Here is a 21,457-nt window from a genome sequence, read left to right as displayed (position 1 = left end):
GAAACTGTCGTTTTGATTGACCAATCACGGAACATGTGACAGTTGCTCTTCAAGTTCTTCGGTCGTCGTCCACGAAAAACATTGATCCAGTGCGTCAAGATGGCTGAGAGAATCAGTTATCACGCCGCTATACGAGGGTGTGCGACCGTTGAGTTCGGAGTCCAGATACGATCCGAGCTCCTGTGTCGAGATGCTCAGCCCATTGTCACGAGCGCGTTCAGCGAGCGCAGCAAGTCCTTCGTCGATATCTGCAGCGTGATAGGCTAACTCTATGGCACGAGCACGCACTGCGTCTCGTGTTGTGAGGAGGGACTCATCATTGAAGTGCTCTTCAAGCGCCCGCGGGAAGAGATACGTGCGGTCAAGCAGTGTCGGGCGTTCAATGCGCCCAAATTCGGCAACTGCCTCGCCAGTATCGTGTTCAAGAATGAGTGGAATTGCATCTGCGTAGAGGGCGTGGAGAAAAAACTTCACCTTGAGATCCGGGACGGCATCCGACATGTTGAGATCGGGTTGCGTGGCGAGGAGGTAGGCGTAGGCATCGTGACGGTAGTTCAGTACGTCAAGCGCGTCATCAAGTCGGTACTTGAACGGGGATTCGTAGCTTCCCAGCACGAAATACGTCGAATGCGGACCGAATAGGTGTTCGTGGCGTTCTCGCATGTACGAGAGGAGCCGTTCGCTATCTATCGGATCAAGCTCCAAGCCGTAGAGAACGTCGTCCAAGATGAAGTCCGTGAGCTCGTCCGTGTTCTCAGGTATCTTCGCCATATCGACCATTATGGGAATATGAGAGTATAACCATACTGGTCTGACTTATAAAAGTCAATCCCGTACGCTTATGCGGGCTGGTACTGTACGTGTAGATACTATGGCCGAAATCTCTCCCGACTCGAATGCTGACAGGGAGGAAAACCCGTTAGAACGGCAGCGGGAATTGATGGCGTTGCTGTCCCAGGAGACTCGCCACAGCATCATTCAGGCGCTCCTGGGGCATCCAGCAGCCCTCGCCTCAGCGGATGAGATCAATCACCTCATCCCGAGTAAATCGAAAAAGACGGTCGACGAGCAACTGGCGGTACTCGTCGACGCGGAGATCCTGGCAATCTATGACTATCCGCCAAATAAACAGCAGCGCGGGCTCCCCTGGAAATTCTACGGGTTTACCGAATACGGTGCGGATATCCTCGGCGATTTCAACTACCTCAAGGGCGTCCCGATGGCACGAGCGGTGCACCAGAAAACGCGGAAACCCGAGAAGATCGAACGACACGAGACAGCTCCACGGCCACCGCTCCCGGCGTCGGTTCGTGCGACGTTCCGACTTGATGAAGAGGCCGACTGACGGAAATCGTCCGCAAACGGTTGGAAGCTCGGTGGGCCGTTCGCTCAGTATCGTCGAGGAAGCACGTAAAAACGATCCAGCGTACAGCAGGGCTGGACACTCTTCGTAACCCCATTAACGCGCCGCTGCGTTGATGCTGGGCACAAATGTTGGTACGGTTCTGGAAATCCTGCCCCGAGTGTCTTCCGCTGAGCACGGAACGCGCGATGCTGTGGTACGGCTACCAGTCGGCTGTCGGTGACCTCTCGAATTTCTTCCGCTTTCGGTCGTAGTTAACCCCACACTCGTCAAATGCACCATCAATAGGCTATTGCGCCCGGTGGTCAACGTGCTTCCTCATACGTACGTGAGCACGAGTCTTCTACCGACACGACCGACGCACCCGCAATCACTGATTGTTGTTGTGTCCACATCTCATTTGTCTACCCGTGACAGAGCAGAGCCGCGATACAGACCGACATAATGGAACAACGACGACCCGTTCGAACTCCGGTAGGTCGGAGCTGAACGAGGAGAGTTCGGTGGAACTGAGAACCGAATGGATGTATGATGAGACAGACCCTGGCAGGCCAGAACTAACAGTCTCTGGCCGCGTTGTCGGATGGCTCCGGCGAAAAGAGAGCGGTGCGGTATGGTTCGGTGACGTGTTCCCGCCCGGAGAGTACACACTCGTCGACCACACAGACGACGACCGACATCCGGCACAACTGTACGAGAAAAAGGTCGAGGGGATTCACGCTGGGTGGTTACACGCGTCGGAGAATATGTCCCTCACTCACTCCATCCCGGAATCGGCAGGCGTCTACCTCATCGTTACGCAAACGTCGAAATAATGCCACTGGAGATCGCAGTCGATTGTCCGTATTGCGGCATCAAAGTCCGGTGGGTGTACGATCAGGAGGAAGGACGTGTCCACCGGAACATGATGGGCTGTCCGGGCGCCCAGTGTACCTGGACCTATATCCTCAGTATCAACGATATCACCACCGAACGAGCCGAGGAAATCAAAAGCGAACAGTCACCCGGTATCGGCGACTGAGACACCGGTCGTACCGCTTAGAACCTGAGCAAACACACCGCACTGGGCGAAACATCTATATGACACAATTGGCTACATTCGATTACACTATGCCGGTGTTCCTCGAAAACCACGATGCAGAGATAACCCTCCGACCGGGAACCACGAAATCAGACATCGTGGTGTATTTGTACCAGAATCCGGAGTGGGGATACTCTCCACAAGACATCAAAGAGGCCCTCGATATACCCAGGGGGACCGCTACAACCACACTCAAACGTCTCTATGACGAGGACTACATCGGCAAAACTGCCGATGGGTACTACCACGCCCTCGGTGAACGGGGGGACATCCGACGGTACGTCGCTAATCACAATCAAGCACACCGGATGTTTGGTCATCACCGCGATACGGATGCTACGCCTGAAGAACCCGAGACAAAGATCGGTGAAGATCGTACTGACGAGGGTCTCGATGCAGAACTCGCGGAACTGGAAGACGAGTTAAATGGGTGAACTATCAGCAGGCGATGTTTGCTGGGCACGGGATCCGACAGAAGCCCATCCTCAGCGACCAATTATCGTCTTAGCACACGACACACACCCGTTCAGTGCGACTGATTGTACTGTGATGTGTGTCGGAACTAGCGCCGGAAGATACCAACAAACCACACCGGAGCTCAAAGACGAGCATCTCAGCGGTATCTCGTTCAACGATACCTCGTACCTTATGCCATGGGCATTATATACGATTCCACCGGGAACGATCATCGACGGTAAGGCGAGAGGGAAACTCACAGAAGAGGGGCGGAGACTGTTGAAAAAGTCGCTCATTTCTCTCATCCCATAGCTGGACAGCAATAGAAGCGAATATCTCATTCCTGCGACACGTCCAGGAATCGGTACGGTCGGTACTTTCTCTGCACTGAGCGATCCAACTGCGATCATATAAGCGAGCTTTATTGACCGACTCGCGCCCTGTATGCAGCATTCGTCCCCGAGACAGCTAGGAAGCTGAACTCGTGACGTCACTCGTTTTCGAGCGCGTTGTAGATGTCCCGGTTCGCGTCTCGGTCGTCCGCAGCGACTCGTCGAACGAGTTCTCACCGGATATTTCGATCACTTCGTCAAGCGGAGAATCGAATTCCGCTCCGTCCTCAGTCGCCATATCTACGCTGTCGTCCCGAGTGTCGCTGATCGTTCGGGTCCGACGAGTCACCGGTCAGTTTGTCAAGTCCGTATCTGACGAGATCGTCACGCCACTCCTCGATTGCGCCGGCGAGGTTGATTATTGTCGAGTGGGAGCGTATTGTTCCAGTCGGGATTTGTATCGTAGTAACTGGATCACCGTAGGGACAGAGAACCCTACGACAGCCTACGAATACACGTCGTTGAACTCTCGTTCACGCCGCATGAGCTCCTCGACGCCGTACTCGAGGATATCGTGCCCCATTGCTGTCGGCCGGTAGTACGTATAGAATCCCTGGCTGTCAGCGGTCCGTCGCTGGCGTTTGTCGACTAATCCGACATCAACCAGTTCGTCGAGGTGGTAGTGGAAGTTGTGGGATTCGACGTCGACCGCAGCCTTGAGATCGGCAGCACTCAGTTCGTCGTTGACGACGAGCGTGCGCAGGATCCGAAACCGCGTCGGGTGACCGATTGCCTGTTGCATAGCGAGATACTCTTCGAGCGTCAGCCCGCTATCCTCGGGAAGCGGTGGTTCCGGCTGGCGAACCTCTTTTGTTGGATGGCGATCGGTTTCGGACATCTGGGGGTGTCTCAGGTCATAGGTTGGGACATCACGTACTTAATCATTCAGCGATGCCGCGGACTGCTGTCGGCTCTGCGCGCAGTTCTGCACCCATATTCAGAACGAGGAGCTCTACGGCTCGCTTGATTGTCTAGACTGAACATGCCCGTGACCGTCCAAGAAGGCTGATTGAGAGGGGGCAAGCCAGATTTGCTGCGAGAGTCACCCGATAGGCGGCTTCGAGACGAGCGTCTTGAGTGGAATCATACTTTTGTCGGATGGCGCGAACGCCCCACCCGTGCCAGCAGACATTCTAAGCACTGTTTCTCAGGCTGATGTCTCTTGACGAGAAGTGGAGTCGGACGTGTCGGTGTCGATGGGAAACGTAATCGAGAGGTCGATTGCCTCTGTCCCATCGCGGAGAATCGGACGTTTGCTATTGCCATCTCTAGTGAACTCGATGACACCCAGCTCTTCGAGTTCCTTGAGATTCCGGTGAACCTCTTTGTAATCGCGGTCGACAAGTCGGGCCGTCTCGCGGATACTTTCGGGACGTTCACTGGCGATGATGTCCAGGAGCTGGAGATTCAACCGACGCATGAGTCGTTCGACGTCGGCAAGTTCCTCGAAGTTAAGGATAAACGCCGCCTCCTGTTCATCGAACTCTTCGCCAGCCTCTGCCCGACGGAGTCGTTCACGGGCGGCTCGCTGGTTATTGTCGCGCTGTCCGTACGTGATTTTGAGTGTGTTCGTGGTCATGGAAGGTCCTGGATTTCGTTCAAGAATTTTTCACGGAGTTCTATCATTCCGGGGAACTCGATTTCTTCGATGCTGTCGGATGTGTGGCGTTCGTGGCGCCCGGGAGTCTGGTTCTCGTTGTCGTACCGGAGAATGACGCCCTGGCCATCGAGAAAGCCGTAGTGTAGGGCGTATCGGTATCCGCTCGGATACTGGGGGTCATCAGTTCGGTATATTTTTCGGCGGATGACCGTCTCACCTGCTCTGTCTTCGGTGTTCTCGATGACCTCGAACGTCATCCCTTGTTCTATGGTCTGTGGCCCATCAACAAAGGTTTATGGGGTACTGCCCATCAAAAACTGAGAAATCACCTTACAATTCTGTGAGCGGTTCGTCAATTCACTAGTTGCCTGTTCCCGTCGCGTCTCTATACGCCTGTCGCGCTTCGCCCCAGTCCGGATTGACGTAATCGAGCGTCGTGTCCATACTCGCGTGGCCCGCCATCATCCGCACGAAGTTCAGATCCATATCCGTCTTGTTCGCAAGGTGTGTAATCCGGCTGTGTCTGAGTCTGTGGGCGGTGTACAACCACTGTGCGACAGTTCCATCGGAATCCCGTACCAGCGGCTCCTGAATACCGGCGTCGTGTGCGGCTTCTTTGACGATGCGTGAGAGGTACGAAGAACTGAGCTGATTCCCTTTGCCTCCGATGAACAGGTACGGCGACTCGTTCTTCGGGTCCTTCTCGGCGCGTTTGTCGATCCAGCGCTGCATGAGGTAGTCCAGATTATCCTCGTAGAAGACGTGGCGGTGGTAGAGATTCGGGTGGTCGTCTATGTTGAGTTTCGCACTCCGGACTCTGATGTCGCGGTCGTCGAAATCGATGTTGTCGAGACGGACCCGGGACATCTCGTCGGAGCGTAGCGCTGTCTGCCAGAAGAGCCGACAGACGAGTTCGTTCCGTATCTTCGAGAAGTCGGTCGCTCCGGGCGGATGGTCGAACAGGGGCTTCAGTTCCTCGTAGTCGGGGGCGATGATGTCCTCCCGACCTTCTCGATGCAGGATTCGCGTGTATGCGGCGTTGTTACTGATGTCGTATTGATTGGGGAGCGTAATCTCGGCCGTGGGATTCTCGACGTCGTTCGGTCTGTCGGGGTCGGTCGAGATCCAGTGGTAGAACTTGCTGACGGAGGCGAACCGGTTCGAGATCGTCGTCTCGGCGAGGCCGTCGACGACCATCGCGTGGACGAACGCGTCCACGGTCTCCTCGTCGGCGTCCAGCGGGTCGTAGCCTTCTTCGGCACACCAGTGTAGCCACGCTTCGGCTCCCTTCTTCCGACGCGTGATGGTCGTGTCCTTGTCCACGAAGTCCGTGAGCCAGCCCGCGTAGTCGTCGAACAGTTGCTTGTATTCGTCGAGTTCGCGTTTCGACCCGAACTTGCCGTCGTCCTGCCGTTCCATCAGAAATCACCCTCCTTGTCCGGCTCGGGGACTTTCGAGCCTTCCACGAATTCGAGGGCTTCATCCACGTCGTCGACCTCGGGCGATTCCTCCAGTGCCGCACGGAGGTTCATCTCGTCGGGAACACTGCTCTCGGCGGTCGGATCTACTTCGTACCAGCGACGCGTGCCGTCGTCGATGACGCTCTCGACGTTCGCGGTCTGCTGTCGCTCCAGGTAGATGAGCGCGCGTCGAACTGTCGAACTCGATTCGTCGATGTGGGCGCTGATGTCCTGGGCGGTACCAGTGAGCTTCGGGCGTTCGTGCGCTTCGAGCTTGATATTGTACAGGGGCGTCAGTGAGAGGAGGTGTTCCTCGTCCTTGACGACCGGCAAGACATCGTGGCATCGATGAGCGATGCGAAGGAGTTCCTGCTCGTCGATCTCCTCCGGTTCTGCGTCGCCCAGTGTCGCGTCGTCGAGTTGCGTCTCGACAGCCACCAGTCGTTCGTGGATAGTATCGAGCGACTCGGTGAGTTCGTCCGGAACGGGCTGCTCGTCGTCCTCGTGATCTTTGAGAACCCACTTTCCCTTGATGGTGTTGTCGACGGCGGTCTTGATGAGGTCGGTCATCGTCGAGTGCCGGGATTCCTCGACGTATTCGAGCCACTCTCGCTTGTGCTCGGGCTCGATACGGATGCGAATGTGGGGAGAGGGTTCGTCGTCGTTCGAAGAACCGGAGGCCATACACCCCTGTTCAAGGAGGAGCCTGAAAGAATTACTGGGGGTAGAGAAGCGTGTTTACAGAGTGAACATACTCAGCTAAACATCTAACGCTTAGGCGAAGAGCAGTCTACGATCGCCTCAGGAAACTGGAAGACGAAGGTGTTCTCCGGTCCAAGAAAACGGGTGCCCGAAGTAGGGTCTGGTGGTACCCGAAACACACCCAAACGGGCTGCTGAAACCGGCACATAATGTTTCCTTGCTATCTTGATTCAGCGAGAGAATCCCGCCCTTCCCGTGAGTGACGAGTGTTCCGACGCTCAGTCGGAACCGAGGAGCGAACAGGGCGGGAGTGAATCGCGTACGCTCCGGTGAGAAAACTGCCGTGTTACTGCTGGTCTTGAGTCTCAACCACTTGGTGTTACTTTCACTTTCACCATGGATGGCCCCCTTTCAATATGTCCCCGTTCGAACACCAATGCAGGCGATGAAGCGTACCAACACGTTCGCTGTGCGACCGCTCACCGACGACGACGAGCAGGTACTACGGGACCTGTTGGACGCTTCCGCCGCTCTCTGGAACGAGATAAATTACCAGCGCCTCATGCGGTATAATAACGAAGACGGCTTCGAGGACGACGTGTGGGATGCCAATACAGGCCGACTGGAAGGCAAATACAAAGGTGTTCTCGGTGCGTCCACCGCCCAAACTGTCCGGCGAGCAAACAGCGAAGCGTGGCGCGGGTTCTTCGAGAACAAGAAGGCGTATCACGACGAATCGAACACGTCGGTCACGGAACACCCGGAACCGCCGGGCTTCCGTGGCAACGAGGAGGACGGACGTGTTCTTAAAGGTGTCGTCCGAAAGGACGCATACACTGTCGAATGGGGCGACCGCTCCCGACTTGAGATGGTCGTCGGAAAAGAACTCCGTGACAGACACAACAGCCCGAAAAGCCGTCTCCGACTGGAAATCGTTGGCGACCCGAACTGGCCTGACTACGAGGACCAGAGCCGGTTGGAACTGTGGTACGACGAGACTGATGGCACATTCCGAGCTTCGCAACCCGTGACTGTTTCTGACGATACACGGGACACTCCACTGGCCGACGAAACGGCCGCTCTGGATATTGGTGCGAACAATCTCGTCGCCTGTACCACCACGACCGGCGAACAATACCTGTACGACGGCCGTAAGCTGTTCCGGCGGTTCCGCGACACCACGCGAGAAATCGCCCGATTGCAGTCCAAGCTACGGGAAGGCAGATACAGTAGCGAGCGTATTCGGCGGCTGTACCGAAAGCGAACCCGTCGCCGGGACCACGCACAAGAAGCACTATGTCGTGACCTGCTGGAACGGCTGTTCGACGAGGGCGTAGATACAGTGTATATTGGTGGGTTGACCGATGTGTTGGATACACACTGGTCGGTCGAAACCAACGCCAAGACCCACAACTTCTGGGCATTCAAGCAATTCACCGAACGGGTGGCGTGTACCGCTGAGGAATACGGTATCTCGGTCGAAGTTCGGTCGGAAGCGTGGACCAGTCAAGAGTGCCCACAATGCGGTTCGACAGACCGAACGACACGGCATCAGGACACGCTCACCTGTCAGTGTGGGTTCGAGGGCCACGCCGACCTTACGGCAAGCGAGACGTTCCTGAAGCGGCAGACAGCGAAAGCAGTCAGGCCGATGGCACGGCCCGTGCGGTTCGAGTGGGACGACCACAACTGGTCGGGGATACCACACCCTCACGAAAGTCCCAAAGAACAGCGCATAGACCCGAGTACCGTCTACCGTGGCGGGAATGTTGCTTCCGGGGATTCTTAGACTGGCTGAGACTCCCACGGGGGAAACCGCGCCGTTCACGGCGCGGAGGATGTCATTTGTAGTGAGGCGTTTCCCATACCTGAGTGGGGTATCTGCTAGCCTACGACAGAATTGTCAGGGCGGGTTGCTCCCTGCGTTCAGGGGTGACAGAGAATCCGCGTGGTAGGCGACTCGCCAAAGTTGGAGAACCGCTCGTGTAACCAGTAGCTCCGGCGAGTGAATGATACATGACTCCTCAACCTCACCAGGATCTGAGGATGCATTCGGTGGTGGATGGTAGTGCTCAAGTCCGGTGACATTAGCGTAATCGCCGTTGTGTGGATGTTTTCCCCACCGAAGATCAATACTTTGTGAGTCCGTATAGTGAAATTTGTAGTCGTCTTGTGTGGTCCACTGGATGTCGAGTCGTGCTGTTTCGGCTCCGCACAGACCGTCATCGAACTCGATTTCGACCGCTTCTGGATTGAGATAGTCGTCTAACTCTGCGGTTACAAGCGGTTCGTCGCTATTGAATACATCTCGAATGGTGAGAAGTGCTGACCGGTCGATCGGGCCTCTGAGTGAGTGTCCTTCATTTGTTTTGTTCCCTCCCATCTGTTACTGGGCGAGGACGCTTCCGTCGGAGGTGTGTGACTCGTCGTTGACAAACCGTTCAGCGTTGGCGATTGAAAGGGCAGCATTGGCAAAGGCGAGATTTCGACGCGTTGTCTGCCACTTTTGAATCGTCTCAGGGTCGATATCCTCGTGAGCTCCGGCCGCTTCGATGAGAGTCTGATTCGTCCGTTCGATGAGTAATTCCTCAGGGGAATCGACACCATATTCGGTCTGGAAGTCGCTAATTCGTTCACGCATCTCCGAGACACGGGTGACCAGTTCGTCCATCGAGACGTGCTTACGGATATCTGCTGCCTGTTCAACGACGAGCGACTCCGGTGAACGTCGATACATCGTGGCCCCGTTCTCGCCAGTTCCGGTCGTTACAAATCCTTCCTCGGCAAGCGTATTCAGGTGCTTTCGTGCTGTCTTTGGCGACGTACGCGCAGTTTCAGCGACGGTATCTGCGGAAACCGGAGTGTAAACGCGACTGATAACCTCTCGGACTCGCTCGTAGGGCGTAGTTTCAGCCTCCCACTCCGCTCCAACTGCTTCGTTAACATCGCTGAACTCGTCGGGATCAGTCATATACTGACTTCGAGATAGGGGAACATAGTCCTTTGGCAGGGACTATTTTACCTTAGACAAGGGGCGGTACCTGTCGGGTGGGAGCCTTTACCTCAAAAGGGTAAGCCTTCAGGCGAGCGAATAGGCAAGAGTAGCTCACTGGGTATTGCTCACAGCGCCTCGATACGACTCACGGGCCGCGTCCCAGTTTGTGTGTGCGTACTGGAGCGTGGTTTCAAACTTCGCATGGCCGGCCATCATGTGAAGGTGGTTGAGGTCCATGTCAGTCTGGTTAGCCAAGTACGAGATCCTCTCAGAATTAACCACTTGCCTACCGGAACACCATCTGACAGTGATGACTGTGAGAACGCTCTCCGACGTGTTCACGCCGTCGTCAGAGCGAAGAAATCATCGGGGAATTACCCCCTCGACAGTTGTGATAATGTTGTGGCAACAATCAGCCAAACATCTGGCGCATCATCGGATGCATCTCCATGAGTTGCTCTTCGGCGATCTCCTCGTACAGCTTGTACGTAATGGAGACCGTCAGTAGCAGCCCGGTACCGGAGACGCCGCCGATGGTACCCAGCATGTTGGCCATCACGGCGAGCAACCCAACCAAGGCGCCGCCGATGACAGTCACTTGCGGGATATACCGCTCGAGGACCTTCTCGATGACGCCGACGTTCTGTCGGAAGCCGGGGATCTGCATCCCGGAGTTGTGGATCTGCTTGGCCGTTGCTTCCGGACCCATGTCAGTGGTTTCGACCCAGAAGACGGCGAAGATGCCGCCGCCGACGATCATCACGAACAGGTCAATCCCGACACGGGTCAGGATCTGCCAGACCGGCTGAGCAGTCCCTTCCAGCCACCACATCCAGTCGCCACGGCTCTGGACGGGAGCGAGGAAGTAGAACAGGCCGCCGGTCGGCTGGCCGTTGGCGTACGTGCCGAGGAACGACGGCATCGAGCCCAGTTGGGCGTTCAGGATACGGCCCAGGAACTGGATGTTCGCCTGTAGCGCCCGGACGAGGATCATCGGCAGGACGCTCGCGTAGATGAGCTTGACCGGGAAGCGGCCACGGGCTCCTTTCACGCGGGCGTTCGACAGCGGGATCTCCACGCGGACCGATTCGGCATAGACGACCACTGCGAAGATGAGGACCGTCGTGAACAGTCCCAGCAGTTCGCCCTGCAGCAACACGGTCTGGAGGCCATCAGCAGCCAGCACTGGCCCGGTGCCGCGCTCGCCGGTGATGAACAGATACCAGGTGTAGATGATCCCTTCGTTGTTGCCGATAAACGGTGTCGTCAGGATGCCACCGATGAGTCGCTGGCTCACGCCGGCGACAATGAACAGGCCGATACCGGAGCCGACGCCCCATTTGGAGATGACCTCGTCCATGAACAGGATGAGGACACCGCCGACGAACATCTGGCCGAAGATGAGCCACTGGACACCGGTCGTGCCGATACCCAGGGAACTCGCGACCGCCGTGTCAGCCGGGAGGAAGCCGCCGGCAAACACCATCGGAAGTCCGGTGAGGCAGATCATCACGAGCACCAGCAGCTTCTGGAGCCCCTGATAGAGGATCTGGTCACGCGGGTCGTCTTGGGTGTTCAGCCCGAGCAGGTCCGCCCCACCGAGGAGCTGTAACACGATGGACGCCGTGACAATCGGACCGATACCCAGCTGCATGATGCTCCCCTGGCCAGAGGCCAGAATCGAGGAGAAGCGCCCGAACACCTGTTGACTGGCGTCGATGTCCAGCCCGAACAGCTTCACGTTCGTCAGGAAGAAATACAGCAGGAGCACGCCTCCTGTCCAGGTGAGCTTGCGCTTGAACGGAACGTGTCCGTCCGGCCGCTGGACTGCGGGCATCCGGACAAGCAGTGGTTCGGCGGTGTCCTTCCAGCTCATCGTTCGTTATTCCTCGTCCGCGTCCGCGTCTTCGTCTGTCTCGGCCTCGGCCTGGCGCTCCTGGCCGAGGTCGGTCAGTTCGACGCTCCCGCCTGCGGCTTCGACCTTCTCGCGAGCGCCCTCGGAGAAGTCGTCGGCGATGAGCGTGAGTTCGTGGCGAACCTGGCCGGCACCGAGTACCTTCACGTAATCGGCGTCGTCGGCGTCTTCGACCACATCACGGACATCGACGCGGAAGCCACCGTCTTCGACTTCGGCGACGTCGTCGGCGGCCAGCAGCGTGACGTTCTCGTCGATCTCGCGAACGTCGATAGTGGCGGCCTCTTCCTGCACCTTCTGCGGGCGCTTGAAGCCGCTCTTGCCGAGCGGTTCGTGGTTGTGGAACTCGTGTTTGTCACGGCCTGCGGCACCGCGACCACCGCGGTGGCCGGCACCACGTCGGTTCTTGTGCGAGCCGCCGCCGTGCGTGCGCGAGCCGCGCTGTCGTTTCTTTTTGCTCGTCATTATCGCATCGCCTCCAGGAGGTCGTCGATACCCTCGGTGTCGTGTTTCCCGAGCTGCCCGCCCTCCTTGACGGGGTGTTTGACGCCGTCGTGACCGCCGCGGGGCGGGTGCAGACGGAGTGTCGGGGACAGTCCCTGCTCGCGTAGCGTCGTCTCCTCGGAGAGGAGCGCGAACGCGAGCCCGGAGATGTCGTCGTAGTCCGTGTGCTCGGCGACCCACTCGTCGTCCACGTCGGCGTCGCCCTCGAGCGGCTCGGCGCGCGTCGCCAGGACTGTCTCCAGCGTCTCCTGGCTCGGCTCACCGAAGGCGACGAAGTCGTTGACCTTCGTCACCATGCCGCGGTAGGCGTCCGTCTCGGGGACGAGCGTGCAGTGGTTCACATGGTGGATGTTGAGCATCTCCAGGGTGTCCTGGATGTCGCTGTGCATGTTGACTTCGCCACGGAGCTGGACGAGCGCGTGCATCACTCGATCACCTCTCGCTTCTCGAAGGTTCGTTCGGGGACGCGTGCCTCGGCCGTGTTCTGCAGGGCGTTGAACGTCGCCTTTGCGAAGTTGACCGTGGTGCGCGTGTTCCCGCTACTGCGTGTCCAGATGTCCTCGATACCGGCGAGTTCGAGCACCTTGCGGACGGTCTCTCCACCCGCGAGGCCCAGCCCGCGCGGGGCCGGCTGCAGCTCGACTTCGACGCTCCCAGCCTTGCCCTCGGTGCGCAGCGCGACCGTGTGCGGACGGCCACAGCCACACTCCCAGGACCCGCAGCCGCGGGAGACGTCGATGATGTTCAGCTTCGCGATGTCGATGGCTTTCTGGATGGCACCGCCGACCTGGTCGTCACGCCCTTCGGCGTAGCCGATGAGGCCGTCGCGGTTGCCAACGGCGACCACGCAGCGGAACTTCACGCGGCGGCCGGAGTCTGTCATCCGCTGGACCATGTTGATGTCCAGCACTTCGTCTTCCAGGTCGGGAACGAGCTGGTCGACGACTTCCGATTCTTTCAGCGGGAGTCCGGAGTTCAGCGCCTCCTGCATGGAGTCGATTTCGCCCTCGACGACCTGCTTGCCGAGGCGTGTCCGTGGCTCCCATCCGTTGTTAGCACTCATAGTTCGATGTCACCGTCCAGTAGGGTCTCTCGGAGCTCGTCGAAGTGCTCCGGGAGGTCTGCAGCGTCGAAGTCGCCGCTGTACAGCGGCTCCTCGAGCTGCTCGTCGTACTCGGCGATGTGGGCACCGCGCGTGCGCTGCCAGTCGGCGAGTACGTCGTCGTTGTGTGGAATGTCCAGGCCGGCGTCGATTGCGCCTTCCTGTATTGCGAATACTTTGCTTCCGGGGGTCGGGCTGTTGAGTCCGATGTCGAGCACTGCCTCCTCGATGCCCGCTTCCTGCGCGCGAAGCCCGGCGAGCAGACCGGTGAGGTAGGCCGAGGGCATGTTGCCCGTCGGGGCCTCCCAGCCGTACTCGGCGAGGTCGCTCGAGTGAGCGGACGCGAGAGTGTCGTCGCCGTTGGGGCCAAGCGTCACCAGCTGCGCCCTGACGTGTTTATTGCTCTTTCGAGCAACGAGACGTGGCTTACCGGATTTCAACAGGCGCAACCGCTGATGGTAATCGGTTCTGGCCTCGCGGCGTCGCCGCATCGGTACTTTGTATCGTGGTCCTGTCGCCATTATGCGTCACCGTGGTTTGCGTCGATGTAACGTTCGAGATCGGCAACGCTGTCGAACTCGCCACCGCCGGCCTTGTCGTACAGGTCGCGGTACTGCGAACTCGAAAGCGTTCCCTCGTCACGCAGTTCGCGCAGCTTCGTCCGCTGTGCGCGGATGCGTGACTCCCAGTCCTCCTTGGAGTTCTGCCGTGCGCCTGCCTTGCCCTTCCGGGAACCGGCTCCCTTCTGGTGGCCGTACGCACGCTTCTTCTGGCGCTCCCGGGCGCGTCCACGGGAGTTGCCTTTCTTGTCTTTCGCCTGAACGGCGCCCTCATCGACCAGTTCGCGAACGTCCTCGCGGGTGATCGCGTCGGCGATGTCGCCCTGTCGCTCGGGGTCGAACCAGACGCGGTTCTTCCCGACGTCGAGGACGTCAGCCGCGAGTCGCTTCTGTGCGGAGAGATCAGTCATCACTCACTCACCTCGACTTCGACGTAGGTGGGGTTGAGCACGCGGATGCCCGCGTCCTCGGCTTCCTCCTCGATTCGCTCGCGCTTGCGAGCGCCGACCTTCGAGGCGATACGGACGGCCTCGGTGTCGCCGTCGACGCCTTCGAGGTCGTCCACGTTGTGCACGCGGACCTCCTCGAAGCCGGACGGGTGCTTGCCGCGAACCGCGGTCGGCGAGCGGAAGCCCGCCTCGACCGTGTCGCCCTTGCCCTTGATGCCGCGGCGCTGCTTCGAGAGCTGGCCGCGGGGCTTGCGCCACGAGGTCGAGACGCGCTTTTTCTTGTGGTGGTCCTGACGGTTGAACTGCGGCTTGCCGACCCGGTGTCGCTGGGTCAGGAGCCGCGCGTCCTCGTCGGAGAGGTCCGGCGTCTTGTCGGTGAGCCCGCGGGCCTGGAGTTCCGTCTCCACGTCCTCGTCGGGCGCTTCCTCGCCGCCTTCCTCTTCGACTTCGGCTTCGGTCTCGGACTCGACTTCGAGTCCGCCGACGTCGGCCTTGATTCGGGCCGCCAGCGCGTTCCCGATACCGCTGACATCGGCGAGCGCGGACTGGTCGGCACCGCGAACGTCTTCGACCGATTCGAAGCCGGCCTCGCGGAGCGACTCCGCCTTGGACGGACCGACGCCGCTGATGTCAGTCAGTTCGGTGTACTCTTCCTCTGCTTCGACGTCTTCTTCGTTATCCGCCATCAGGCGTCACCTCGGTTCGGTTTTCGGGTGATGTACACCCCGTCCTGGAACACGCGCACGTCCTTGTCGTTGATGCGCGTGAGCTGCTCGATGTCAGCGGCGGTCTGGCCGACGGCTTCGATGTCGGGACCGCTGATGGTCAGCTCCTCGCCGTCGATTTCGACGTCCGTGTCGCCGTGGATCGTCGTGCGGCGGGGGGCCTTCTCGCCCAGGAAGTTCTCGATGACGACTTCGTCACCCTCGACGTCGACCTGCATCGGGAAGTGAGAGTAAAAGACTTCCATACCGTACTCCCAGCCCTCGGTCACGCCGTGGAACATGTTCTCGATGTGGCTCTGGAAGGTACCGATCGTCGACATCGTCTTGGCGTTGTCCTCATCGGATTCGATGACGACCGTGTCGCCGTCGACGGACACGTCGATGTCAGGGTACCAGAGCCGACGCGTGACGCTGCCGTTGTCCCCCTCGACGGTGATGTCAAGGTGGTCCTGCTCGGCGTCCACGTCCTCCGGAATCTCCAGTTCTACTCGTGGCATTGTTAGTATACGTACGCGATGACTTGGCCACCGACGCCCTGCTCACGAGCCTCGTAGTGGCTCATGATGCCGTGGCTGGTCGTGACGACGAGGGTCCCGTAGTCACGGGCGGGGAGGAACCGCTTCTCCCACTTCTCGAACTCGTCAGCGCCCGCAGAGTAGCGGGGCTTGACCGGGCCACACTCGTTGATGGCTCCTTTCAGTTCGACTTCGAACTCGCCGGCTTTTCCGTCGTCGACGAAACTGAATCCGTCGATGTACCCGCGGTCGTAGAAGACCTCGAGGACGCTGCCGATCTCGTTCGAAGCGGGCGATACTGTCTGCTCTAAGTGCCCGACGCTCTCGGCGTTGTTAAGCGCCGACAGTGCGTTGGCAAATGGGTCGTTCCCTGTCATTGTTAGCTGTACTTCTTGAAGCCCATGCCCCGCGAAATCTCGCGGAAGCACTGGCGGCACAGCCAGATGTCGTACTTGCCGACGAGTCCCTGTTCGCGACCGCAGCGCTGACAGGACTCGAGCTGGCCAGTTCGCTCACTGGTTGCCGTCTCGGAATCGGGCTCGTCTGTGGTTTCACTTTCGCTCATTCGCTCACCTCCACGTCGTAGGTCGACTCGATGAAGGCGACCGCGTCCGCCGGGTTGAGTCGATGCTTCGTCGGAATCGAGCGCGACGCCTTGTCGCGCTTTGCGACGCGGTAGCCGGGGCGGACGAGGTTGACCGTCACGTCCAGCCCGTAGATTCCGATGCTCGGGTCGTACTCCTGGCTCGGGAACTCGGTGTGTTCCTCGACGCCGAAGCTGAAGTTGCCGGTGTCGTCGAACTGACTCGTCGCCAGTTCGGCCAGCGGCAGCGCCGTCTGGAGGAACTCTTCGGCCATCTCGTCGCGGAGCGTGACCTTCGCACCGATGGGGTCACCCTCGCGGATGTCGAACTCGCCGACGGTCCGCTTGGCCTTCGTTCGTACCGGCGTCTGCCCGGTGATTTCCCCGAGGATGTCCTCTGCGTTGGCGAGGTCGCGGCCACCGTGGCCGATACCCATGTGAACGACGACCTTCTCGATGCGCGGTTCGCGCATCTCGTGGAAGTCGCCGCCGGACTCACTCTCGGAGCTCATTCGTCATCACCCGTGAAGTTCTCGTCGATGACGACGACGTACTCTTCGACCGTCTCGAAGCCCTCGCCGTTCTCTTGAGAGACGATGACATTGTTCTGGGCCGACCCCGGCGTCACCTGAATCTCCTCGATCTCGCCGACTTCGCCCGCGTGGGCGCCGTCGACGGCGGTGACGAGCGCGCCCTCTTCGTACTCGAAGTGGGCGACGATTTCGCCGTCCTCGTTGCCGACGACGATGGAGTCGCCAGCGTCGTAGGTCTGGTCGTCCTCGACGATGAGCGTCTCACCGTCGTGGAGGCCCAGCTGGACGTCGCCACCGGAGACGTGGGTCTTGGTGACGATTTTACCGAGCTTGGACTCGGCCGCGTCCGGGTCGATTGCGGTCAGCGCCAGCCGACCACCCTCGCCGGGGAACACGCGGTAGTACTCCTCGCGCTCGGTGAAGGCCAGGATGTCGAACATCCCGACGGGGCGTTCCTCGTCGGAGATGGCCTTCCCGTTGATGAGGACGTTGTCCTCGTTGAGGGCGTAGCGGGCTTCTTTGCGGTTGTCGGCGTAGCCGAGCACGTCCCGAAGGACGATGAGTAGGGGAACCCCGTCCTCACCGTGCGGGCCGGCGCCGGCTTTCACCGTAAACGTCGCGGTCTTGCGCTCTACGGGCCAACTGTCCGGCACCGAGAGTCGCTTCTGGTGGTTACTCATGCGGAATCATCCTCCGAATCGAGACGCGCCTCGCGCTTCTCGTCTTCGAGGTCCAGGTCCGTCACGCGGACGTTCGAGGTGTCGAGCGGTCGCGGGACTTCCTCGCCGTCCGTCTTCTCGAGCGTGACGTCTTCGACGTGGATGACGGCCTTGTCGAGGTCCACCTTCAGGACTTCGCCTTCCTCGCCGGCGAAGTCGCCACGGAGCACCTCGACGGTGTCACCAGCGTTGACGCGGACGTTTCGCTGGCCGTACTCCTCGCGGAGGTCGGCGCTGAGCGTCGCCCGGACCTGCTTGTGCCGCTCGTGAAGCGGGGCACGTCGTTGACTCTTGCGTTGTTTGTCTGGTTGCTTGCTCATGGTTCTATACGATCATCGTCGCTGCTGATGCCACACTGCCGAATCGCTGTGCGACTTCCCGTGCGATAGGACCTTTCAGCTCGGTCCCGCGCGGGTCCTCGTTCTCGTCGACGATGACGGCCGCGTTGTCTTCGAACTTGACGCGGGTGCCGTCGGGTCGACGGATCGGCTTTCGCTGGCGGACGACGACGGCTTCGAGCACCTGGCGACGCATTTCGGGCGTCCCCTTGGTGACCGAGACCGTGATCTTGTCGCCCAGCCCAGCTTTGGGGTGGCGGTTCTTCGTTCCCGAGTAGCCGTGGACGGAAATGACCTTGAGTTCGCGCGCTCCCGTGTTGTCCGCACACGTAATGAGCGAGCCCTTCTCGAGGCCTTGCGTGACGTCAGCACCGAGTGCTTCCATCAGGCATCACCGTCCTGTTCGTCGTTCGCGGCCTCGTCCGAGCCCGCGCTAACGACGACGTGGCTTTTCGTTTTCGAGAGCGGTCGACACTCTGCTATCGTGACCGTGTCACCGACCGCGAGGTCGAGACAATCGGGTGCGTGAGCCGGAACGCGGCTCCGCCGCTTCATGAAGCGGTCGTATTTCGGCACCTTCACGTCGTACTCGCGCTCGACGACAACGGTCTTCTCCATGTCAGTGGAGGCTACCTCGCCGTTCAGTGTCTGTCCGCGCACGGAGAGCTCTCCGTGGAACGGGCAGTTCTGATCGGCACAGGTTTCCTCCGGTTCCTGTACGTTCAGTCCTAGCGCCATAGTGAATCTCCTGTGTTCTCTGTGCGACGAGCGGGACGCGCGACGAGTCGGTCGCCGTCGACCCGGACTCGCTGTCCGGTAACGGCAAAGGCGAAAGTCGCGCTGTCCTTCGGCACGTGCCACACCCGGTCGGCCCCCTCGATTGTCAGCATCTGTGTCGTCTCCATGACGACAGTTCCGCTGATACCGATGGCGTCCGGGTTGGACGCCGCGACGACCTCACAGTCGAGGCCGACGAGTTCGTGTCGTGGGAGCGTCTCGGGTGTCAGTGGCATTATTCGTTCTCCTGCAGGTCGCCTTCTTCGCCCTGAATCGTCTTGATGCGGGCGATGGCCTTCCGCAGCTCCTTGATGCGACCGGGGTTTTCCGGTGCACCACCCGCGGCCTGCACGGCCCGGGCGTTCAGCAGTTCGGTCTTCAGGTCGTCGAGTTCCGCCTCGCGCTCGGCGGGCGTCATGTCCCGAATCTCCTGGACGTGGAGGACGGTCATTCGTCGTCAGCCTCCTCGTCGTCCATTTCGTCCATCAGCTCTTCGGCTTCCGCCTCGACGTCCTCGTCGAGTTCCTCGTCGACAGCGTCTTCGAGTTCGTCGACGTCGACGTCCTCGACATCGTCGTCAGTCGGGACCTCGACGTCTTCCTCGACGATTTCCTCGTCGACGAACTCCTCGTCAGCCTCGGACTCGTCGTCGGCCCCGGTGGCCACGTCTTCGTCGAGTTCCTCGGCCGTCTCGCTGTCTTCGGGCTCGCCTTCGAGGAGTTCCTCGACAGACTCGCCGTCGGTGTCGGCCACGTAGTCCTCGACGTCGACATCCTCGTAGATCTCGAAGTCGTCGGGGAGCTCCGCGTCCGGCGGGATGATCTTGACTCGGACCCCGATGGTACCGAGCTTCATCACGGCGACGCCGACACCGCTGTCGACGATTTCCTCCGCGGGTTCGCCGTTGTGCTTGACGTAGCCGCGGTTGAACTTCTCCACGCGCGAGCGTGCACCGGTGACCTTCCCGGAGAGGACGATCTCTGCGCCGAGCGCGCCCGACTCCATGATACGGTCGATGGTGGTGTGGCCCGCTTTGCGGAAGTACCAGCCACGCTCGAGTGCGTTGGCCAGTCGGTCCGCGACGATGCGGGCGTTGAGGTCCGGCTCGTCGACTTCCTGCACGTCGACTTGCGGGTCGTCGAGGTTGAATCGGTCCTCGAGTTCCGTGGTGATCTTCCGGATGTTCTTCCCGCCCTTGCCGATGACCATCCCTGGCTTCTCGGCTTTGAGCACGATCTGGGTCCCCATCGGCGTCTTGGCGACGTCCATGCCGCCGTAGCCGGCGCGACCGAGTTCCTCTGCGAAGAACTCGTCGATCTGGGTCCGCTGGAGTCCGTCCTCGATGAACTGTTGTTCGTCGGCCATTAGTCTTCGACCTCCGGCTCTTCGAGGATGAGTTCGACGTCGACCTGCGGGCTGTTCCACGCCGAGGCACGCCCCATCGCGCGGGGCTTGCGACCCTGCTGCTCGCCGACCTTGTGGGCGGCGACGTGCGTGATCGTCATGGCCTCACCGTCGAAGCCCTGGTGGTCGGCGTTGCCGACCGCGTTCTCGAGCAGGTCGAGGAAGGCCTTGCTGGCCTTCTCCGGGTATCGTCCGGCGTCCCAGCCGTCGACCTTGCTTTTGTGGCCGACGCCCGAGTTGTGCTGTTTGAACGGAACGGGCTGGTCGCCCTCGATAACCGCGTCGAGGTAGTCGACAGCCTCGCCGGCCGTTTTGCCCTTGATTTCGCGGGCGATGGCCTTGCTGTGCTTGAAGCTCATCTGCCGCTCCCGGAGCATCGCTTTGGCCGTCGTGTCCGGGTCGGCTTCGACTGAGTAACTGATTCCCATGATTATTTGAGCGGTACGAACTTCGAGGAGCGTGTCGCTCCGATACCGGCCTGACCGTGTTCGACGCTACTCCGTGTGAGCTGGAACTCACCGAGGTAGTGGCCGAGCATCTCGGGCTCGACTTTGACACGCTCGAAGTTCTGGCCGTCGTGGACGGCGAAGGTCAGCCCGACCATCTCCGGGACAACCGGCATGTCGCGCAGGTGGGTCCGGATCGGGTCGTTGGCTGTCTCCTCTTCGCCGGCCTCGCGGGCCTTTTCGAGGAGCTTGTGTTTCTCCTCGGTCAGGCCGCGTACGATACTTCGCCGCTGTCGAGCGGGGAGCAGTTCCGCGACTTCCTCGAGCTCCATCTCCTGCAGCTCGTCGAGCGTGTGGCCGCGGAAGGAGAACTCTCCTTCGTGGCCGATTTGATATTCTGAGCTCATTCGTTGCCACCTCGACCAGTTCGCTTCGAGGCGATGTCCCCGACCTTACGGCCAGGCGGGGCGTTCCGCGAGATGGACTTGGGCTTGCCGGGGTGCTGGCGGCCGCCGCCACCGAACGGGTGGTCGACGGCGTTCATCGCCACACCGCGGACGTTGGGCCACTTCGTCCCTCGCGCTTTCATCTTGTGATGCTTGTTGCCAGCCTTCACGAACGGCTTGTCAGTTCGGCCGCCACCGGCGACGACGCCGATGGTGGCACGACACTGCGGGTCAAGCCGCTTCATCTCCCCGGAGGGGAGCTTGACGACCGCGACGTTGCGGTCGTGGGTGAGCAGCTGGGCGTTGACACCCGACGCGCGGGCGAACTTCCCACCGTCACCGGGGCTGGATTCGACCTGTCTCTTATACACATCTCTGATGGCGCGAGGGAG

At 60.0% G+C, this 21,457-nt stretch carries 34 protein-coding genes and 2 pseudogenes; 6 read left to right on the top strand and 30 right to left on the bottom strand.

Annotated elements, in window-relative coordinates; all coding sequences use genetic code 11:
* Nucleotides 1–24 precede the first annotated feature (24 nt).
* The gene (locus C442_RS17975; protein ID WP_049943090.1) at nt 25–771 is read right to left on the bottom strand and encodes a hypothetical protein; all 747 of its coding nucleotides are present in this window, start codon (nt 769–771) and stop codon (nt 25–27) included.
* 100 nt (nt 772–871) lie between these two features.
* Between C442_RS17975 and C442_RS17970 the strand changes: the two genes are divergently transcribed.
* The 4 genes from C442_RS17970 (at nt 872) to C442_RS17955 (ending at nt 2,878) form a co-directional block, all read left to right on the top strand.
* Entirely contained in the window at nt 872–1,345 is a 474-nt protein-coding gene (locus C442_RS17970) for a helix-turn-helix domain-containing protein (protein WP_008312950.1), read from the top strand.
* 542 nt (nt 1,346–1,887) lie between these two features.
* Nucleotides 1,888–2,178: a hypothetical protein gene (locus tag C442_RS17965; protein WP_008312948.1), complete on the top strand. Its 291-nt coding sequence runs from the start codon at nt 1,888–1,890 to the stop codon at nt 2,176–2,178.
* Nucleotides 2,178–2,384: a hypothetical protein gene (locus C442_RS17960; protein ID WP_008312946.1), complete on the top strand. Its 207-nt coding sequence runs from the start codon at nt 2,178–2,180 to the stop codon at nt 2,382–2,384. The genes C442_RS17965 and C442_RS17960 overlap by 1 nt, the downstream gene beginning before the upstream one ends.
* 89 nt (nt 2,385–2,473) lie before the next feature.
* On the top strand, nt 2,474–2,878 hold the full coding sequence (locus C442_RS17955) for a MarR family winged helix-turn-helix transcriptional regulator (RefSeq protein ID WP_049943089.1): 405 nt from the start codon (nt 2,474–2,476) through the stop codon (nt 2,876–2,878).
* Between the two features lie 490 nt (nt 2,879–3,368).
* Here the strand turns inward: C442_RS17955 and C442_RS22305 are convergent, their stop codons facing one another.
* Complete coding sequence (locus tag C442_RS22305) at nt 3,369–3,530, bottom strand: hypothetical protein (RefSeq protein WP_167320681.1); 162 nt, start codon at nt 3,528–3,530, stop codon at nt 3,369–3,371.
* Nucleotides 3,531–3,737: 207 nt separating this feature from the next.
* Entirely contained in the window at nt 3,738–4,130 is a 393-nt protein-coding gene (locus C442_RS17950) for a winged helix-turn-helix domain-containing protein (protein ID WP_008312942.1), read from the bottom strand.
* Between the two features lie 43 nt (nt 4,131–4,173).
* Between C442_RS17950 and C442_RS23235 the strand changes: the two are divergent.
* Nucleotides 4,174–4,272 (top strand): annotated as a pseudogene (locus C442_RS23235) (DUF7509 family protein); the annotation flags it as partial.
* Nucleotides 4,273–4,439: 167 nt separating this feature from the next.
* Here the strand turns inward: C442_RS23235 and C442_RS17945 are convergent.
* The 4 genes from C442_RS17945 to C442_RS17930 all read right to left on the bottom strand — a co-directional run bounded on the left by C442_RS17945 (nt 4,440) and on the right by C442_RS17930 (nt 7,036).
* Nucleotides 4,440–4,871, bottom strand: a complete 432-nt coding sequence (locus C442_RS17945) for an HVO_A0114 family putative DNA-binding protein (RefSeq protein ID WP_008312940.1) — start codon at nt 4,869–4,871, stop codon at nt 4,440–4,442.
* Nucleotides 4,868–5,149, bottom strand: a complete 282-nt coding sequence (locus C442_RS17940; RefSeq protein WP_008312938.1) for a toxin-antitoxin system TumE family protein — start codon at nt 5,147–5,149, stop codon at nt 4,868–4,870. The genes C442_RS17945 and C442_RS17940 overlap by 4 nt, the downstream gene beginning before the upstream one ends.
* 103 nt (nt 5,150–5,252) lie before the next feature.
* Nucleotides 5,253–6,311: a tyrosine-type recombinase/integrase gene (locus C442_RS17935; RefSeq protein ID WP_008312936.1), complete on the bottom strand. Its 1,059-nt coding sequence runs from the start codon at nt 6,309–6,311 to the stop codon at nt 5,253–5,255.
* Nucleotides 6,311–7,036 carry a hypothetical protein gene (locus C442_RS17930; RefSeq protein WP_008312934.1) on the bottom strand — a complete coding sequence of 242 codons (726 nt, stop codon included), beginning with the start codon at nt 7,034–7,036 and terminating at the stop codon, nt 6,311–6,313. The genes C442_RS17935 and C442_RS17930 overlap by 1 nt, the downstream gene beginning before the upstream one ends.
* A 463-nt stretch (nt 7,037–7,499) precedes the next feature.
* On the opposite strand from C442_RS17930, the gene C442_RS17925 reads away from it, so the two are divergent.
* On the top strand, nt 7,500–8,843 hold the full coding sequence (locus C442_RS17925) for an IS200/IS605 family transposase (RefSeq protein WP_008312932.1): 1,344 nt from the start codon (nt 7,500–7,502) through the stop codon (nt 8,841–8,843).
* A 114-nt stretch (nt 8,844–8,957) separates the two neighbouring features.
* Here the strand turns inward: C442_RS17925 and C442_RS23120 are convergent, their stop codons facing one another.
* From C442_RS23120 to rpl2p, 23 genes and pseudogenes are all read right to left on the bottom strand, one after another.
* A complete protein-coding gene (locus tag C442_RS23120; protein ID WP_080504333.1) occupies nt 8,958–9,437 on the bottom strand; it encodes a hypothetical protein in 480 nt (159 codons plus the stop codon).
* Nucleotides 9,438–9,440: 3 nt separating this feature from the next.
* Complete coding sequence (locus C442_RS17920; protein ID WP_008312931.1) at nt 9,441–10,025, bottom strand: DUF7342 family protein; 585 nt, start codon at nt 10,023–10,025, stop codon at nt 9,441–9,443.
* 436 nt (nt 10,026–10,461) lie between these two features.
* On the bottom strand, nt 10,462–11,925 hold the full coding sequence (gene secY, locus C442_RS17915) for a preprotein translocase subunit SecY (protein ID WP_008312928.1): 1,464 nt from the start codon (nt 11,923–11,925) through the stop codon (nt 10,462–10,464).
* A gap of 6 nt (nt 11,926–11,931) precedes the next feature.
* Nucleotides 11,932–12,429, bottom strand: a complete 498-nt coding sequence (locus C442_RS17910) for an uL15m family ribosomal protein (RefSeq protein ID WP_008312927.1) — start codon at nt 12,427–12,429, stop codon at nt 11,932–11,934.
* A complete protein-coding gene (rpmD, locus tag C442_RS17905; protein ID WP_008312926.1) occupies nt 12,429–12,893 on the bottom strand; it encodes a 50S ribosomal protein L30 in 465 nt (154 codons plus the stop codon). The genes C442_RS17910 and rpmD overlap by 1 nt, the downstream gene beginning before the upstream one ends.
* Nucleotides 12,893–13,531 carry a 30S ribosomal protein S5 gene (locus tag C442_RS17900; protein WP_004957374.1) on the bottom strand — a complete coding sequence of 213 codons (639 nt, stop codon included), beginning with the start codon at nt 13,529–13,531 and terminating at the stop codon, nt 12,893–12,895. The genes rpmD and C442_RS17900 overlap by 1 nt, the downstream gene beginning before the upstream one ends.
* On the bottom strand, nt 13,528–14,091 hold the full coding sequence (locus tag C442_RS17895) for a 50S ribosomal protein L18 (protein ID WP_023843357.1): 564 nt from the start codon (nt 14,089–14,091) through the stop codon (nt 13,528–13,530). The genes C442_RS17900 and C442_RS17895 overlap by 4 nt, the downstream gene beginning before the upstream one ends.
* Nucleotides 14,091–14,540 (bottom strand): 50S ribosomal protein L19e, encoded by a 450-nt coding sequence (locus C442_RS17890; RefSeq protein WP_008312924.1) that lies wholly within the window; start codon nt 14,538–14,540, stop codon nt 14,091–14,093. Before C442_RS17890 ends, C442_RS17895 begins: the two co-directional genes overlap by 1 nt.
* Nucleotides 14,540–15,265 (bottom strand): 50S ribosomal protein L32e, encoded by a 726-nt coding sequence (locus C442_RS17885; RefSeq protein ID WP_008312922.1) that lies wholly within the window; start codon nt 15,263–15,265, stop codon nt 14,540–14,542. The genes C442_RS17890 and C442_RS17885 overlap by 1 nt, the downstream gene beginning before the upstream one ends.
* The gene (locus C442_RS17880; protein WP_004591564.1) at nt 15,265–15,801 is read right to left on the bottom strand and encodes a 50S ribosomal protein L6; all 537 of its coding nucleotides are present in this window, start codon (nt 15,799–15,801) and stop codon (nt 15,265–15,267) included. Before C442_RS17880 ends, C442_RS17885 begins: the two co-directional genes overlap by 1 nt.
* 2 nt (nt 15,802–15,803) lie before the next feature.
* Nucleotides 15,804–16,196, bottom strand: coding sequence for a 30S ribosomal protein S8 (locus C442_RS17875; protein ID WP_004516956.1), 393 nt, complete (start codon nt 16,194–16,196; stop codon nt 15,804–15,806).
* Nucleotides 16,197–16,198: 2 nt separating this feature from the next.
* On the bottom strand, nt 16,199–16,384 hold the full coding sequence (locus tag C442_RS17870; protein ID WP_008312921.1) for a 30S ribosomal protein S14: 186 nt from the start codon (nt 16,382–16,384) through the stop codon (nt 16,199–16,201).
* Entirely contained in the window at nt 16,381–16,914 is a 534-nt protein-coding gene (locus C442_RS17865; RefSeq protein WP_004591562.1) for a 50S ribosomal protein L5, read from the bottom strand. The genes C442_RS17870 and C442_RS17865 overlap by 4 nt, the downstream gene beginning before the upstream one ends.
* Entirely contained in the window at nt 16,911–17,615 is a 705-nt protein-coding gene (locus C442_RS17860) for a 30S ribosomal protein S4e (protein ID WP_008312920.1), read from the bottom strand. The genes C442_RS17865 and C442_RS17860 overlap by 4 nt, the downstream gene beginning before the upstream one ends.
* The gene (gene rplX, locus C442_RS17855; RefSeq protein ID WP_008312919.1) at nt 17,612–17,974 is read right to left on the bottom strand and encodes a 50S ribosomal protein L24; all 363 of its coding nucleotides are present in this window, start codon (nt 17,972–17,974) and stop codon (nt 17,612–17,614) included. The genes C442_RS17860 and rplX overlap by 4 nt, the downstream gene beginning before the upstream one ends.
* A 4-nt stretch (nt 17,975–17,978) precedes the next feature.
* Nucleotides 17,979–18,377: a 50S ribosomal protein L14 gene (locus C442_RS17850; protein ID WP_004516961.1), complete on the bottom strand. Its 399-nt coding sequence runs from the start codon at nt 18,375–18,377 to the stop codon at nt 17,979–17,981.
* Entirely contained in the window at nt 18,377–18,730 is a 354-nt protein-coding gene (locus C442_RS17845) for a 30S ribosomal protein S17 (protein WP_008312918.1), read from the bottom strand. Before C442_RS17845 ends, C442_RS17850 begins: the two co-directional genes overlap by 1 nt.
* Nucleotides 18,721–19,005, bottom strand: a complete 285-nt coding sequence (locus C442_RS17840) for a ribonuclease P protein component 1 (RefSeq protein WP_008312917.1) — start codon at nt 19,003–19,005, stop codon at nt 18,721–18,723. The genes C442_RS17845 and C442_RS17840 overlap by 10 nt, the downstream gene beginning before the upstream one ends.
* Nucleotides 19,005–19,220, bottom strand: coding sequence for a 50S ribosomal protein L29 (gene rpmC, locus C442_RS17835; RefSeq protein WP_004516964.1), 216 nt, complete (start codon nt 19,218–19,220; stop codon nt 19,005–19,007). Before rpmC ends, C442_RS17840 begins: the two co-directional genes overlap by 1 nt.
* Entirely contained in the window at nt 19,217–20,134 is a 918-nt protein-coding gene (locus C442_RS17830; protein WP_008312915.1) for a 30S ribosomal protein S3, read from the bottom strand. The genes rpmC and C442_RS17830 overlap by 4 nt, the downstream gene beginning before the upstream one ends.
* Nucleotides 20,134–20,601 carry a 50S ribosomal protein L22 gene (locus C442_RS17825; protein ID WP_008312913.1) on the bottom strand — a complete coding sequence of 156 codons (468 nt, stop codon included), beginning with the start codon at nt 20,599–20,601 and terminating at the stop codon, nt 20,134–20,136. Before C442_RS17825 ends, C442_RS17830 begins: the two co-directional genes overlap by 1 nt.
* A 2-nt stretch (nt 20,602–20,603) precedes the next feature.
* Entirely contained in the window at nt 20,604–21,026 is a 423-nt protein-coding gene (locus tag C442_RS17820; protein WP_004516967.1) for a 30S ribosomal protein S19, read from the bottom strand.
* Nucleotides 21,023–21,457: pseudogene (gene rpl2p, locus C442_RS17815) on the bottom strand (50S ribosomal protein L2); the annotation flags it as partial. The pseudogene rpl2p and the gene C442_RS17820, both read right to left, overlap by 4 nt.

This window comes from Haloarcula amylolytica JCM 13557 (genome assembly GCF_000336615.1).
Lineage (GTDB): Archaea > Halobacteriota > Halobacteria > Halobacteriales > Haloarculaceae > Haloarcula > Haloarcula amylolytica.
The sequence above is the reverse complement of the archived record's forward strand: the minus strand, read 5'-3'. Positions and strand labels throughout refer to the sequence as shown.